Here is a 14751-nt window from a genome sequence, read left to right as displayed (position 1 = left end):
CGCCTGCCGGCGCGCTGCCCCCCGCGGCGGGCGCGCTGCCACCGGCCGGCGCCGCCTCGGCATGATGGCCGAAAATCGCGCCCATGATCTTTCCGAAAACGCTCATCAATGGCTCCCAATTGATAGTGATCGAATGAAGAACTCGGCCGGCGGTGTTCCGTTGCGGCGCGCCCCGTCAGAGCCTCTTCGCTCCCCGGTCGCCTGCCAACGCGAACATGGCGACGGTTGTGAAGCTTACCGAAGGCGGAATGACGGCGGAATGGCTTTGTCTGTGGAATGCGCAGCTTTGGCGTTCGCGGCCGCCCGTCTAATGCACTGCGGTATTCACATCACTCACCGAGGCGTGAGTAGGCGCCGCCGCGATCACCATTATGCTCTTCACTTCCGTTCGCGAATGGCCGTCCCGAGGTTCGTCGCGTCTGGCCATTCGCGATCCGTCCAACGACAAGCGCAGCCCGGCCTGCGTGGTTGGGAAGCGCCTCACAAGGCATGAGGGAGCAAACGCGAATGGCCACCTATCACAGCAATGCCGCCGCACATCTTCGGCCTGCCGACGAGGTCGCGGCCGAGATCACGATTCGCACGATCGACTTTTCGAGTCTCATGCGCGCGCTGCGGCTCGGCTGGGATGATTTCAAGGCTGTTCCAAGCCATGCCGTGATGCTGTGCGCGATCTATCCGGTGCTCGGCCTCGTGCTGGCGCGCGCCGTGTTCGGCTATGCGGTGCTGCCGCTCTTGTTCCCGCTCGCGGCCGGCTTTGCCCTGCTCGGCCCGTTCGCCGCGCTCGGCCTCTACGAGCTCTCCAGTCGCCGCGATCGCGGCGAGGAAGCCAGCGCGTGGGATGCATTCGAGGTGCTGCGCTCGCCCTCGTTCGGCTCGATGCTCGGCCTCGGCACCTTGCTGCTGGCGCTGTTCGTCACCTGGGTGGCGACCGCGCAGGCGATCTACGTGGCGGTGTTCGGCTATGGTGGCGCAGCCGGTGTGAGCGATTTCATTCAGCGCGTCTTCACCACGCCGCAAGGATGGTGGCTGATGGCGGTCGGCTGCGGCGCCGGCTTCCTGTTTGCGCTGCTGGCGCTGTGCCTCAGCATCGTCTCCTTCCCGCTGATGCTCGACAGGCACGCCGGAGCGCTCGAAGCGGTGGTGACCTCGCTACGCGTGGTCGCGAAGAACCCCGTCGCCGTCGCCACCTGGGGCGTGATCGTCGCGGTGCTGCTGGTCGCCGGCACGATCCCGTTCTTCCTCGGGTTGGCGGTCGTCATCCCTGTGCTCGGCCACGCCACCTGGCATCTCTACCGCGAGGCGATCGCGGTCCATCCGGACGCCGCCAGGATCGCGCCGCCGGCGCCGCGCCCGTCGAAGCCGGCCGCGGATTTCCCGGCCAATCTCTTTCCGTGGCGCTCGCGTGATCAGATGTAAGGACGATTCGATGGATGTACTGATCCCGCCGGCCTTCGGGCCGGCGGTGGTGTTGCGAAACGAACCCACGGAGGCTGGAGACTCGGCGGCAGCTCACGCAAACCGACATCATCGTGATCGGACGGCCTTGTTGCTGCCGCGGTTGCGCCCGACATGGAGCAGGTCCCCGTTCCTATTTGATGTCATTGCCGTCCAGGTGTTTCGATGATTGCTTGCATTCTGACGACCCCCGCTTTTGCCTGCCTCGCCGCCCTGCTCACCCTCTCCTCGCCCGCCAGCGCCGCCGTTCCCTGCGGCAGCGGCAACTTCGATGCCTGGCTCAGCGAGTTCAAGACGGAAGCCACGAGCAAAGGCATCTCGCAGAACGCGATCAACGCCGCGCTCACCGGCATCACGCCCGACCAGAGCGTGCTCAACCGCGACAAGAGCCAGAAGGTGTTCAGCCAGACCTTCGAGGAGTTCTCCGGCCGCATGGTGCCGCCGCGCCTGACCCGCGGCTCCAACATGCTCAAGCAGTACGGCTCGGTGCTGTCGCGGATCGAACAGGCCTATGGCGTGCCGGGCGAGGTGCTGGTCGCGATCTGGGGACTCGAAACCGATTTCGGCGTCAACGTCGGCAAATTCCCCACCGTCCGTGCGCTCGCAACACTGGCCTATGACTGCCGCCGCGCCGAGCAGTTCCGTGGCGAGTTGCTGGAGGCGCTGCGCATCGTCGACCGCGGCGACCTGCAGCCGGCTGAGATGCGCGGCGCCTGGGCCGGTGAGATCGGGCAGACCCAGTTCATGCCGTCGTCCTGGATCAAATATGCGGTCGATTTCGACGGCAACGGCAAGCGCGACCTGATCCGCAGCGCCCCCGACGTGCTCGCCTCCACCGCGAACTATCTGAAGGGTTATGGCTGGCAGAAGGGCAAGGATTGGGAGCCGGGCAGCCCGAACTTCGCGGTCATCCAGCAGTGGAACAAGAGCGAGGTCTATGCGCGGACGATCGCGACCTTCGCGACCCAGCTGGCGCGCGCGCCGTAGGCTGCACAAAGAGCGACGGCCGATCGCGGGAGGCGACCGGCCGTTCATGCAATGATGCGATGGATGCGGCTGCTACTTGATCATTCCCGCCTGCATCGCCCTGGTCAGGTGCATGCTGCAAGCGCCCATCTTGCCGCTCAGCAGCGCATCCTGGGCCGCCGCGATCTCTCTTTGTACCGTATACCGCGCGTCGCCATCCGCCATGGCTTCGATGGCGGTCTCGGTCTTTTCCAGATTGGCCCCGCTGCAGCCGGCGCCGTGCATCCTCGCCGCCTGAACCGGTCCAACCGCAACAACTGCCGCAGTGACGAGCGCGGCCCCCAACAGTTTGCTGTTCATTGTTCTTCCTCGCTGGTGCGACGGCGTCGGCCTCATCGCCAACCACCGCGACACTTTGTCGCACCATCGCTCGTTCCGCCTGAAATGAAATCCCCGCGAGGGGCGCGTGATCGAGAGCAAACGTTCAATCCACGGTCATCAAAGAGTGAATTTTTGTTCACCCATGCCGACCCATGCATTACGCGGCGGCTGGCGAAGGCGCTCAGCTATCGCCAATCCACTGCCCTTCAGTGTGGAGTTATCGCTCCGTCGTTTTGCCAGTTCGAACAAACGAGCGAAAAACCGCAAGAATACGGAGGATTTTGCCGTCCGCTCAACCGCTGGGCGGTCCTGCCCGATTCTTACCCAAGCGTTACTCAAGCTATGCGCCGGCAGTTTAGCTGCATCGCAACATCAGCGCTTCTGCATCGCAACAATCTCTTCTATGTTCATTTCAACGATGAGGTTCCGACGAAGAACTGAATCGCGAACTAAAGGAGATTTCTCATGTTGCTCTCGCTCATCCGCATGGTTCAGGCGTTCCGTGAGTATCAGCGCAACGTTGCCGAGCTGTCGCAGCTCAGCGATCGCGAGCTCGCCGATATCGGTCTCGACCGTTCGGACATTCCGCGCGTCGCCGCCGGACACTACAACGGCTGATCAGCCACCTTCCGATTTCAACCGGACATCGCCCGCCTCGCTGCGGGCGTTGCCGTTTTTGGGCCCTTGCGCAAAGCGCCACAGCCGCCCGGTTTCTCTTGCTCAAGCCCACTTGGCGCATTTGCACCGCCTCGGAAAAGCGCTACCTGTCCCGCGCATGACCGGGACCAAATCACTTTCCAATACCGTCCACGTCGTCGGCGCTGGCCTTGCCGGTTCCGAAGCCGCCTGGCAGCTCGCCGAGGCCGGCATCGACGTGGTGCTGCACGAGATGCGGCCGGACCGCATGACCGAGGCGCACCGCACGGCGACGCCCGCGGAGCTGGTGTGCTCGAACTCCTTCCGCTCCGACGATGCCGCCAACAACGCGGTTGGGCTGCTGCATGCCGAGATGCGCCGGCTCGGCTCGTTGATCATGCGGGCCGCTGACGCCAATCAGGTCCCAGCGGGTGGTGCGCTGGCAGTCGACCGAGACGGCTTCTCGGCGGCCGTCGCAAGCGCGCTGGAAGCCCATCCACGCATCACGCTCAGCCGCGGCGAGGTCACCGGACTGCCGCCGGACGAATGGACCAACGTCATCATCGCCACCGGTCCGCTCACTTCGCAACCGCTGGCTGAAGCCATCCGCGGCCTGACCGACGAGAGCGCGCTGGCCTTCTTCGATGCCATTGCGCCGATCGTGCACAAGGACACGATCGACATGTCCAAGGCCTGGTTCCAGTCGCGCTACGACAAGGTCGGCCCCGGCGGCACCGGCGCCGACTACGTCAATTGCCCCATGACCCGAGAGCAGTACGACGTGTTCGTCGCGGCGCTGCTCGCGGGCGAGAAGACCGACTTCAAGGAGTGGGAGACCAACACGCCCTATTTCGACGGCTGCCTGCCGATCGAGGTGATGGCGGAGCGCGGCCACGAGACGCTGCGTCATGGTCCGATGAAGCCGGTCGGCCTGACCAATCCGCATAATCCGACCGTCAAGCCCTACGCGATCGTGCAGCTGCGCCAGGACAACAAGCTCGGCACGCTCTACAACATGGTCGGCTTCCAGACGAAGCTGAAATACGGCCCGCAGCAGCAGATCTTCCGCACCATTCCCGGCCTGGAGAATGCGGAGTTCGCACGCCTCGGCGGCCTGCACCGCAACACCTTCCTCAACTCGCCGAAGCTGCTCGACCAGCAGCTGCGCCTGCGCGCGCAGCCGCGGCTGCGCTTCGCCGGCCAGATGACGGGCTGCGAGGGATATGTGGAGTCGGCAAGCATCGGCCTCATCGCCGGCCTCTACGCCGCTGCCGAGTCACGTGGTGCAAGCCTCGCCGCGCCGCCGCCGACGACCGCGCTCGGCGCGCTGCTCGGCCACATCACCGGCGGGCATATCGAGACGATCGACGGCGCGACGCGCTCGTTCCAGCCGATGAACATCAATTTCGGCCTGTTTCCGCCGCTGGCGGTGGCCCCGACCAGGAAGTCCGACGGCACGCGGCTGAAAGGCAACGAGAAGACGGTGGCCAAGAAACAGGCGATGAGTGCGCGTGCGCTCGCAGATCTCGACCGCTGGATTGCCGAGCATCTGCGCGTCGCGGCGGCTGCGTGAGCCTGCGATGAGCCTGCCGAACACCGACTCCGCCCTGCTGGCGTCGCGCTGGAGCGAGGGCGTGCTGCTCAAGCGCGACGTGTTCTCCACCGTCGAGCGCGGCCGCTTCAAGAGCGAGACCGGCGAGGTCGACGCCGTGCTGCGCCGGCTCGACGAGGTGCCGTGGTGGTCGTTCGTGCTGGCGCGTCATCTGTTCGCCCGGGAGCGCAAGGCGCTGACGCGGGCCAAGGGCCTCAACGCCGGACCCGATCTGCTGTGGGCCGGAGATCGCGCGCTGGTGCGTGGCTTCATCAATGGCGTGGCGCTGCATCTCGCGAAACCGCACGGCAACGTCGCCTATTTCCGATCCGCCAAGCAGATGATGCGCCGGCTGCACCGCGCCGGCATCACGCATAACGACCTCGCCAAGGAGCAGAACTGGCTGGTCGGCCATGACGGCCATTGCTACGTGACGGACTTCCAGCTGGCTGCGTGCTTCTCGACGCGGAGCCGCCTGTTCCGGATCGCGGCCTATGAGGACCTCCGCCATCTCCTCAAGCACAAGCGGACCTACGCGCCGGAGGCGTTGACGCCGAAGGAACGCAAGATCCTGGCGCGCAAATCGCTGTTCGCGCGCGTCTGGCTGATGACCGGCAAGAAGGTCTATCGCGCGATCACCCGCGGCATCTTCAACTTCACCGACCGCGAGGGCGGTGGACGGCGCCTTGTCAACGACGCGCCCGTCCTGATGGAGATGATCCGCAAGAATCCCGACGTGCGCGACGCTGCCATCGTCGCCTTCGCCGATCGCCGCACTGGCGTCGGCCTCTATGCCTTTGTCGAGGCGGAGCAGCCTGCACTTGAAAGTCAGTTGCAGAACGAGCTCTCATCCGCCAAAGGTCCAAAGCCCCCGGAGCACATCCAGGTGGTTCACGCCCTGCCGCGCGACGCCCACGGCCGGCCACGAACCGAGTTGCTGCAGTTGGTCGCAATGAACCAGATCGATCTGATCGAGCCGATGATCACCAGCGACAGCGACCGCGCCTTCCTCAAGGACATTCTCGACTCGCGCAAGAACCTGCGCGACCGGTTCAATTTCGAAGCCGATCTGAAGCTGCCGTCGGCCTGAACGGACGGGACTTCGCAGAGCGCCCACGATATCCTGTCTTTACCGCACGATCATTCGGAGGATCTGGCCGTGACCCTTGAGACCGGCGTGCAGGCAGCCTCTCTGCCATCGTCCCTCGACGTCGTTCCGACACGCGCGCTGCTCGGCGCCGAAATCCGCAACGTCGATCTCCGGCAGCTCGACGATGCAGCATTCGCGACATTGCTCGATGCCTTCCATCAGCACTCCGTGCTGCTGGTGCGCGGCCAGAGCCTCACCGATCAGGATTTGATCGCTTTCAGCCGGCGCTTCGGCGATCTGGACTTTGCTCCAATCCAGGAGAACGGCCGGCGCTTCGTCGAAGGCCTGCCCGAGATCTACATCGTCTCGAATGTGAAGGTGAACGGCGAGGCGATCGGCAGCCTCGGCGCCGGCGAAGCCGTCTGGCACACCGACATGTCGTATCTGGACACGCCGCCGATCGCGAGCGCGCTCTATGCCCTGGAGATCCCACCCGTCGGCGGGAACACCTCGTTCTGCAGCATGTACGCCGTCTACGACGCGATCCCATCTGACCTCAAGCGCCGGATCGCCGATCTCAAGATCAAGCATGACGGCACGTACAACAGCGGCGGCTTCGTCCGGCAGGGCGTGACGCCGACCGATGATCCACGCAAATCGCCCGGCGCGGTCCATCCACTGGTCTGCACGCATCCCGAGTCGGGCCGGCAGATGCTTTATCTCGGCCGTCGGCGCAACGCGTATCTGGTCGGACTGGAGCTCGCCGAATCTGAAGCGCTGCTCGACGAACTCTGGGCTTATGTGGCGCGGCGCGAATTCGCCTGGGAACATGTGTGGAGGGTCGGCGATCTCGTCATCTGGGACAATCGCAGCACCATGCATCGGCGCGATCCGTTCGATGATCACGCACGGCGAATCATGCATCGGACTCAGATCAGGGGAACACAGCCTCCCCACTGATTCGCTCGCATGGCGAAGGCGCCTCTCTGAGCGGCACGATGCCTGCGAACGAGTTGCAGCTTGCTCCAAATTTCGTCGCGCAGCGCCTTGAAGAGTCCAACTTCTGACTCACAGCGGCAGACTGTGCCGACAATCGGCAGATCGTGCCGCGATCCTTCCGCGAATTGCCTCCGAGCCGAAACAACCCCGACAAATTACAGTGGTTGATTGGCAGCGCTGGTGAAACTTGGGAGACGACGCACGTGAGTCACAGAAGCAACGTTGCGCGAAGCGCCGAAAGCAGCCTCGTCCAGGTGCTCCCGACCGGAAAGGCGCTCGGTGCCGAGGTCTGCAATGTCGACCTCCGATCCTTTGACGACTGGGCGTTCGCCTCCTTCATGCGCGCACTGCTCAAGCACCAGGTGCTGCTCGTGCGCGGCCAGCGTCTCACCGAGCGCGACATCGCCGCGTTCAGCCGGCGCTTCGGCCATGCGGATCTCCATTACACGTCGTATGGGCCGATGCTCGGCGACCGCCTGTCCTTCTGCAGCCTTTACGCAGCCTATGAAGCGCTATCGCCCGCGCTGCGCAGCCGCGTCGCTCATCTGAAGGTTCGTCATCGCACGATCGATATGGCCGATGACGGCCGCCGCACCATCGTCGCAGGCCCGGTGCACCCGCTGGTCGGCCTGCACGCCGACACCGGCCGCTCGATGCTGGCGCTCGGTCAGCGCCGCCATTCCTATGTCGTCGGCCTCCAGCAGGACGAATCGGATGCGCTGCTCGACGACCTCTGGCAGCTAGCCGAACGTCCCGAGTTCAGTTGGACGCACACCTGCCGCGCCGGTGATCTCATCGTATGGGACACACGCTGCACGATCCACCGGCACGACGCGCCGGATATGCCGAGGCTGCTGCACAGCCCGCCGCTCTGGAACGCGATGCCCACGGCCTGAGCCGCGGCGAACGGATCAGCGTCCGCGAAAGCTTACGGTTCTGGCCGCGCGCCAAAGCGTCCAGAGCGTTGCGAGGCGCGAGCGTTGCTGCGGCTGGAACGGATCGCTCACATTGCGCTCGGCCCGCGACAGATCACGACGGACCAGCGCAAGCGGCAACAGCGCGGGCCGCACTGCCGGCGGCGCTTGGCCCGCCAGTTCCAGCGTGTGATCGAGATGCTGCCGCGCCTGTTCGCGCAGATCAGCGAGCATTGAACGAATGGCGGACGTGGTCTTGCCGGCGAACATGTCCTCCCGGCCCACCCCATGCCGCGCGAGCAGATCGAGCGGGACATAGAGCTGCCGGTGCGCGGCATCCCGCGGCAGCGAGGCGATGACCTGCAGAATCCCAAGCGCAATGCCGGCGTGGTGCGCGAGGTGATCCGCGCCCTCAAACGGCGGCGACATGATCTGCGCAGCCAGTGCAAACAGCGTCCCACGCGTATCGCCGAGATAGCCGTCCAGCGCAGCCATGGTCGGCATGGGGTCGTTGTAGAGATCGAACTGATGCTCGTCGATCAGGCGCGTCAGCCGCGTCACCGGAAGTGCAAAGCGTTGCACGGTCGACAGCAGCTCGGCGGCGACCGGGTTGCCTTCGATCCCGCCATGCGCCTGGCCGCTCAGCGCATCGTGCCACCACTGCAAGCGGACCTCGCCCGGCAACGGCTGCGAGACGACGTCGCGGATGCGGCTGATCTCGACGTTGAAGGCATACAGCGAGAGCAGCGCGCGCCGGATCTCCGGCGCAACGAACAGCGTCGAAGCGTAACGGTCGAAATCGTGCTCGCGGACGAGGGCTGCGCAGAACGCGGCGTCACTCGTGGCGTTCGTCTCGCTCATGGCACAGCGATGAGCGCGGCCGCCACGCGCCGCCGCTCGCCGATCATGACGTTGTAGGTGCGGATGGCCGGCCCGGTCTGCATCGCATCGAGCACGACGCCGACGCCGCGCAAGGCCGTTCGCAGCGCGGCGGGCGGAATCCAGACTTCGTTGCCGGTGCCGACGATCAGCGTGTCGATCTTGTTGGCCGCATCGAACACGCGCTGCAGCGAGTAGCGGTCGATCTGGCTCGGCTGGGTAACGTCCCAGGCCCAGATCGAATCCGGCAGGCACAGCAGCGAGCCGCGATGGGACATGTCGGCGAAGGCGAAGCCGCCCTTGCCGTAGCCGTCGATCGGTGCGGACCGCGGGAAGTGTGGTGTGTCGTTCGCAGTGGCCATGTCCGAGATCAACGAGCTGCCCCTGGATATGATCCAAGGGCAAGCTTCCTTCGAATCACGGGGTTTTCTTCTTCGCTGCCGGCTTTTCATCCTGCGCCTCGGCACGCATCGAGTGCACGCCGAGATAGATCAGGATGGGAGACGCGATGAAGATCGAGGTGTAGGTGCCCACCAGCACGACGCCGAACATCATGACCGCCGTGAAGCTGTGGATCGCCGGGCCGCCGAACAGCAGCAGCGCGAGCAGCGCCAGGGTCACGGTGACGTGGGTGATGATCGAGCGCGACAGCGTCGAGTTGATCGACTCGTTCAAGAGCTGCGGCATCGGCATCTTCTTGTAGCGACGCAGCATCTCGCGGATACGGTCGTAGATGACGACGGTGTCGTTGAGCGAATAGCCGAGAATCGTCAGCAACGCCGCGATGCTGGTGAGGTCGAAATCGACCTGGCTGATCGACATGAAGCCAATCGTCAGCACGATGTCGTGGACGTTGGCGATCATGGCGCCGAGCGCGAACTGCCACTCGAATCGGAACCAGAGATAGATCAGGATCGAGACGATCGCGAGCATCAGGCCGAGCATGCCGACGGCCAGGAACTCGCCGGACACGCGCGGGCCGACGACCTCGACGCGGCGATATTCGACGGAATCGCCGATCGCTTCCTTCACCTTGTTGGCGGCTTCCTGTTGCGCGGCGTCGCCGCCGGGCTGCTCGGCGACGCGGATCAGAACGCCCTCCGGACCACCGAACTGCTGCAGCTGGACCTCGCCGAGCCCGAGCGTCGCCAGCTTCGCGCGCATGCCGGCGATGTCAGCGGCGCCCGACTTGGCGCGCACCTCAAGCAGGCTGCCGCCGCGGAAATCGATGCCGAGATTAAGGCCGTGGGTGAAGAACAGCACGATCGCGAGAATCGACAGCGCCGCCGAGATCGGGAAGCTGATGCGGCGGAACTGCGTGAAGTCGAAATGCGTATCGTCGGGGACGATGCGCAGCGACGGCAGCAGGCCGAGCGCGCTGACCACCGTCAGCACCGCGATCAGGATGCCAAGCCCGATGAGAACCCAGTGTGTCACTTTAGCTCCTAGATTGGCACGCTTTGCGGCCGCTTCCACCGCACCCATCCCGCGACGATCAGACGGGTCAGCGTGAAGGCGGTGAAGACCGTGGTGAGGATGCCGATGCCGAGCGTCACGGCGAAGCCGCGCACCGGGCCGGTGCCGATGTAGAACAGCACGGCGGCGGCGATGAAGGTGGTGATGTTCGAATCGAGGATGGTCGCCAGCGCCCGCTTGAAGCCGGCATCGATCGCCGAGATCGCGTTGCGGCCGCCGCGCAGCTCCTCGCGGATGCGCTCATAGATCAGCACGTTGGAGTCCACCGCAATGCCGACGGTCAGCACGATGCCGGCGATGCCCGGCAAGGTGAGTGTCGCGTTCAACAGCGACAGCACGCCGAAGATCATCGCGACGTTCACGACCACGGCGATGTTGGCGAACACGCCGAACAGCCGGTAGGTCACCAGCATGAACACGATGACCAGGATCGAGCCCACATAGGAGGCGAGCTCGCCCTTGGCGATCGAGTCGGCGCCCAGGCCGGGACCGACGGTGCGCTCCTCGATGACGGTCAGCGGCGCGGGCAGCGCGCCGGCGCGCAGCAGGATCGCCAGCTCGTTGGCAGACTGCACAGTGAAATTGCCGGAGATCTGGCCGGAGCCACCGGTGATCGGCTCGCGGATGACGGGCGCCGAGATCACCTTGTTGTCGAGCACGATCGCGAAGGGCTGGCCGACGTTCTCGGTGGTTGCCTGCGCGAATTTGCGGGCGCCGGCCGAGTTGAAGCGGAAGGAGACGATCGGCTCGTTGGTGCGCTGGTCGAAGCCGGTCTGGGCGTCGGAGAGATCTCCGCCGGAGACCAGCACCTGCTTCTTCACGACATAAGGCTGGTTCGGCGGCGACGCGCTCTGCAGCACTTCGGAGTCCGGCGGCACCCGGCCCTGCAGCGCCTGTTCGGGCGACACCGTGGTGTCGACCATGCGGAATTCCATCTTGGCGGTCCGGCCAAGCAGATTCTTCAGCTGCGTCGGATCCTGCAATCCGGGCACCTGCACCAGGATGCGGTCGGTGCCCTGGCGCTGGATCACCGGCTCGACGGTGCCGAGTTCGTTGATGCGGCGCTCGACGATCTGGATCGACTGCTCGATGGTCTGGCGGACGCGCTCGGTGATGGCGGCCTGCGGGATCGTCAGGCGGATCACGCTGTTGCCGGCGTCGCTGACCTCGAGGCTGCGCTGGCCGCTCGAGCCGAGCAGGCCGCCGAGCGGCTGCGACAGGTCGCGCAGCTTGGAGAGCGCGGTCGGAACGTCAGTATCCTTGGTGATCCGGACTTCGACACTGTCCCCCTTGCTCGCCAGTCCGGTGTAGCCGATCTTGGCATCGCGCAGCGTCCGGCGCACGTCGTCGCGCACGGAATCGAGCCGCTCCTTCTTGACGTAGTTGGAGTCGACTTCGAGCAGCAGATAGGAGCCGCCCTGCAGGTCGAGACCGAGAACGATGTGGCGCTGAGCCCAGGCGGGCCAGGTCTTGACTGTCGCTTCGGGGAAGAAATTCGGCACCGCGCACAGGCACACTATGAGCGCCGTGAGGATAATGCCCAGCGCCTTCCACCGCGTGAAATACAACATGGAGCTTGTCCGTAAGGGCCGCACTCGGCCCGGGAAATCAGAACATCAGACCAGGGCCGGCATCGCGCCGGCCACGCGGCGATCAGCTCGCCGCCTTCTCGTCCTTCTTATCGTCGGCCTTGGCCGGCTCGCCCTTGGTGCGGACGCCGGTGATCATCTGGCGCATCTGGCGGACGCGGACACCATCGGCGATCTCGAACTCGACCTGGTCGTCATCGACCACCTTGGTGACCTTGCCGACCAGACCGCCCTGGGTCACGATGGTGTCGCCGCGGCGGACGTTCTTGACGAGGTCGGCGTGCTCTTTGACCTTCTTCTGCTGCGGCCGCAGGATCAGGAAGTACATGATCACGAAGATCAGCGCGAACGGCAGCAGCGACATCAGCATGCTGTTGGTATCGCCAGCGCCGGCGGCCTGGGCATAGGCAGGGGTAATCAGCATGCGGTCGATCCTCGTGGGCCAGTGCCCGGTGAGACGGAAATAGCCGGCGAACCACGCTGTCCTCGGCGCGGGCCGGCCTCTTTGCGAATTTCGCGCGGAATATAGCGGCCGCGGTCCCAATAGCAAGGCGCCGCCCCCCTGATTTCACCCCGCTTGCGGCCGCCGACGAGGCCCGATATGGCTGCCCCTTCAGGAACTTGCAGCATGTCGAAAAAACCAGCCAAAGCCCCTTCCCGCAGCCCAGCCAAAACCGTGTTCAGACCGATCGCCAAAGGCGCCAAAGCCGCGGTGCACAAGCCGTCGAAGGTCGCGGCAAAACGTCCCGCCAGCGTCCCCGCCGACGATGCGCCCGAGCGCATCGCCCGCGCGCTGGAGGCGATCGCAGCGCATCTGGCCGCAACCACGGCGCGTGCCGCGCCCGCTCTCGATCTGAACGCGGCCGATGCCTTCGTCTGGCATCCGAACGGCCGGCTCTCGACCGTACCGCGCGTCAGCCGGGTCGAGATCGATCTGCTCAAGGGCATCGACCGGATGCGCGACATCCTGATCGAAAACACCGAGCGCTTCGCCGATGGCCTGCCCGCCAACAACGCCCTGCTGTGGGGCGCGCGCGGCATGGGCAAGTCGTCGCTGGTGAAGGCCGCCCACGCCACCATCAACCTCGCGCGCAAGCCGGCCGACCGGCTCAAGCTGATCGAGATTCATCGCGAGGACATCGAGAGCCTGCCGGCGCTGATGGACATCCTGCGCGCCGCCCCCTTCCACTTCATCGTGTTCTGCGACGATCTGTCGTTCGACGGCAATGATGCGTCCTACAAGTCGCTCAAGGCCGTGCTCGAAGGCGGCATCGAGGGCCGGCCCGAGAACGTCATTCTCTACGCGACCTCGAACCGTCGCCATCTGCTCGCCCGCGACATGATCGAGAACGAGCGCTCGACCGCGATCAATCCGGGCGAAGCCGTCGAGGAGAAGGTGTCGCTGTCGGATCGCTTCGGCCTGTGGCTCGGCTTCCATCGCTGCAGCCAGGACGAGTATCTGGCGATGGTCAGAGGCTATTGCAGCCATTTCAGCATTGCGGTCGCCGACGACGAGCTCGAGCGCGACGCACTGGAATGGGCCACGACGCGCGGCTCGCGCTCCGGCCGCGTCGCCTGGCAGTTCACGCAGGATCTGGCCGGCCGGCTCGGCGTGCGGCTGAGCGGAAAGTAACGGCGAGCCGCGCCAGCCTCAGACTCCGTCATTGCGGTAAGATCGCAGCTCAAAACGAAAAGGGCCCGCCGAACGGCGAGCCCTTGGATGTAAGGACAGGATGGCGTCGACGCCTTATGCCCCATTCAGGAATTGCAGCGGGTCAACCGGGGACGAACCCTTGCGGATCTCGAAGTGGAGCTGCGGCGATCCGACTTCTCCCGATTGACCCGACTTGGCAATGACCTGGCCGCGCTTGATCGGATCACCGCGCTTCACCATCAGCTCACTCGCATGGGCATATGCGGTGACGTAGCCGTTGGAATGCCGCACCAGAACCAGATTGCCATAGCCCTTCAATTCATTGCCTGCGTAGGCGACGACGCCGTCCTCGGCGGCCTTCACCGGAGTCCCTTCGGGCACCGCGATGTTGATGCCGTCATTGGCCTTGCCGTTGGTCTTGGCGCCGTAGCTCGTGATCACCTTGCCGCGCGCCGGCCAGCGGAAGGTCGGCAGCGAGCTGGTGGTCTCGGCCGGACGCGCCGGCTCCTCCTCCTTCTCGGGCGCCGGATTGGCCTGCGCCAGACGCGCGCTCTGCACCGGACCGGCGGCCGTCGCCACCCGCGTGGTCGGCACCGGCGCCGGCACGGTCGCAACCGCCTGGGGAACGGTTGCGACCGGAGCCACGGGCGCCGCGACTGCCACGGCTTTGCCAGGGACGGTCAGCCTGGCACCGAGCTTCAGAGGTGAAGCCTGGTCGAGATTGTTGGCGCGCGCGAGCTCGGCCGTCGAGACGTGGTTCTGACGTGCGATGCTGGCCAGCGTCTCGCCGCGATTGACGAAGTGAACGGTCGAGGCCGCAGCAGGGGCGGCCATTGTCACCGGCTTCGGCGCAATCATGGGAGCTGCAGCCACCGGCGCCGCGACGGGCTGTGCTGCCGGTGCGGCCGCCACCGCGCCAGGATGCGGAATGATCAGTTGCTGGCCCGGCGACAGCGCGCGCGGCCCCTTATAGCCATTGGCCGCCAGGATCTCCGCCGGGGTCACGCGATAGCGCTCGGCCAGGATATCGAGCGTATCGCTGGTGCCGACGATGATCTTGGTGCCGCCGGCAGGACGCGCCGCGGCGACCGAACGCGGCGGCACCGCGCCAGTGGTCT

Annotated in this window: 17 protein-coding genes; 9 read left to right on the top strand and 8 right to left on the bottom strand. The window is 65.4% G+C overall.

The window, feature by feature from the left end; genetic code table 11:
- The first annotated feature begins 507 nt into the window (after positions 1-507).
- Positions 508-1419 carry a DUF2189 domain-containing protein gene (locus BRAO375_RS13975; protein ID WP_035640256.1) on the top strand — a complete coding sequence of 304 codons (912 nt, stop codon included), beginning with the start codon at positions 508-510 and terminating at the stop codon, positions 1417-1419.
- Positions 1420-1623: 204 nt separating this feature from the next.
- Positions 1624-2445, top strand: coding sequence for a lytic murein transglycosylase (locus BRAO375_RS13970; RefSeq protein ID WP_009028121.1), 822 nt, complete (start codon positions 1624-1626; stop codon positions 2443-2445).
- A 72-nt stretch (positions 2446-2517) separates the two neighbouring features.
- On the opposite strand, the gene BRAO375_RS13965 is transcribed toward BRAO375_RS13970, so the two are convergent.
- Positions 2518-2784, bottom strand: coding sequence for a hypothetical protein (locus BRAO375_RS13965; RefSeq protein WP_244423186.1), 267 nt, complete (start codon positions 2782-2784; stop codon positions 2518-2520).
- A 153-nt stretch (positions 2785-2937) separates the two neighbouring features.
- Here BRAO375_RS13965 and BRAO375_RS37375 point away from each other — a divergent pair, with 153 nt between their 5' ends.
- The 4 genes from BRAO375_RS37375 (at position 2938) to BRAO375_RS13955 (ending at position 6122) form a co-directional block, all read left to right on the top strand.
- Positions 2938-3246 (top strand): hypothetical protein, encoded by a 309-nt coding sequence (locus BRAO375_RS37375; RefSeq protein WP_139031376.1) that lies wholly within the window; start codon positions 2938-2940, stop codon positions 3244-3246.
- A gap of 24 nt (positions 3247-3270) precedes the next feature.
- Positions 3271-3423, top strand: a complete 153-nt coding sequence (locus tag BRAO375_RS36300; RefSeq protein ID WP_006614327.1) for a DUF1127 domain-containing protein — start codon at positions 3271-3273, stop codon at positions 3421-3423.
- Positions 3424-3580: 157 nt separating this feature from the next.
- Entirely contained in the window at positions 3581-5014 is a 1434-nt protein-coding gene (gene trmFO, locus BRAO375_RS13960) for a methylenetetrahydrofolate--tRNA-(uracil(54)-C(5))-methyltransferase (FADH(2)-oxidizing) TrmFO (RefSeq protein WP_009028118.1), read from the top strand.
- A 7-nt stretch (positions 5015-5021) separates the two neighbouring features.
- The gene (locus tag BRAO375_RS13955) at positions 5022-6122 is read left to right on the top strand and encodes a serine/threonine protein kinase (protein ID WP_009028117.1); all 1101 of its coding nucleotides are present in this window, start codon (positions 5022-5024) and stop codon (positions 6120-6122) included.
- A gap of 39 nt (positions 6123-6161) precedes the next feature.
- Here the strand turns inward: BRAO375_RS13955 and BRAO375_RS38580 are convergent, their stop codons facing one another.
- Positions 6162-6341 (bottom strand): hypothetical protein, encoded by a 180-nt coding sequence (locus tag BRAO375_RS38580; RefSeq protein WP_244423188.1) that lies wholly within the window; start codon positions 6339-6341, stop codon positions 6162-6164.
- Between BRAO375_RS38580 and BRAO375_RS13950 the strand changes: the two genes are divergently transcribed.
- Both BRAO375_RS13950 and BRAO375_RS13945 read left to right on the top strand, forming a co-directional pair.
- Positions 6261-7082 carry a TauD/TfdA dioxygenase family protein gene (locus tag BRAO375_RS13950; protein ID WP_244423187.1) on the top strand — a complete coding sequence of 274 codons (822 nt, stop codon included), beginning with the start codon at positions 6261-6263 and terminating at the stop codon, positions 7080-7082. The two genes, BRAO375_RS38580 and BRAO375_RS13950, sit on opposite strands and share 81 nt — an antisense overlap.
- Before the next feature lie 242 nt (positions 7083-7324).
- Complete coding sequence (locus tag BRAO375_RS13945; protein WP_009028114.1) at positions 7325-8017, top strand: TauD/TfdA dioxygenase family protein; 693 nt, start codon at positions 7325-7327, stop codon at positions 8015-8017.
- Positions 8018-8032: 15 nt separating this feature from the next.
- Here the strand turns inward: BRAO375_RS13945 and BRAO375_RS13940 are convergent, their stop codons facing one another.
- From BRAO375_RS13940 to yajC, 5 genes are all read right to left on the bottom strand, one after another.
- Positions 8033-8896 (bottom strand): phytoene/squalene synthase family protein, encoded by an 864-nt coding sequence (locus tag BRAO375_RS13940; RefSeq protein WP_009028113.1) that lies wholly within the window; start codon positions 8894-8896, stop codon positions 8033-8035.
- Complete coding sequence (locus BRAO375_RS13935; RefSeq protein WP_009028112.1) at positions 8893-9276, bottom strand: Mth938-like domain-containing protein; 384 nt, start codon at positions 9274-9276, stop codon at positions 8893-8895. The genes BRAO375_RS13940 and BRAO375_RS13935 overlap by 4 nt, the downstream gene beginning before the upstream one ends.
- A gap of 55 nt (positions 9277-9331) precedes the next feature.
- On the bottom strand, positions 9332-10351 hold the full coding sequence (gene secF / locus BRAO375_RS13930; RefSeq protein ID WP_009028111.1) for a protein translocase subunit SecF: 1020 nt from the start codon (positions 10349-10351) through the stop codon (positions 9332-9334).
- 8 nt (positions 10352-10359) lie between these two features.
- On the bottom strand, positions 10360-11961 hold the full coding sequence (gene secD / locus BRAO375_RS13925) for a protein translocase subunit SecD (RefSeq protein WP_009028110.1): 1602 nt from the start codon (positions 11959-11961) through the stop codon (positions 10360-10362).
- 82 nt (positions 11962-12043) lie between these two features.
- Positions 12044-12403 carry a preprotein translocase subunit YajC gene (gene yajC, locus BRAO375_RS13920; protein WP_009028109.1) on the bottom strand — a complete coding sequence of 120 codons (360 nt, stop codon included), beginning with the start codon at positions 12401-12403 and terminating at the stop codon, positions 12044-12046.
- 204 nt (positions 12404-12607) lie between these two features.
- Here yajC and BRAO375_RS13915 point away from each other — a divergent pair, with 204 nt between their 5' ends.
- Positions 12608-13612 carry an ATP-binding protein gene (locus tag BRAO375_RS13915; RefSeq protein ID WP_035640255.1) on the top strand — a complete coding sequence of 335 codons (1005 nt, stop codon included), beginning with the start codon at positions 12608-12610 and terminating at the stop codon, positions 13610-13612.
- A gap of 114 nt (positions 13613-13726) precedes the next feature.
- Here BRAO375_RS13915 and BRAO375_RS13910 read toward each other — a convergent pair.
- On the bottom strand, positions 13727-14751 hold a 1025-nt coding region (locus BRAO375_RS13910; protein WP_035640252.1), incomplete at its 5' end, for a LysM peptidoglycan-binding domain-containing M23 family metallopeptidase.

Origin of the sequence: Bradyrhizobium sp. ORS 375 (assembly GCF_000239775.1) — a bacterium.
Taxonomy (GTDB): domain Bacteria; phylum Pseudomonadota; class Alphaproteobacteria; order Rhizobiales; family Xanthobacteraceae; genus Bradyrhizobium.
This window is presented reverse-complemented; position numbering and strand designations above follow the sequence as displayed.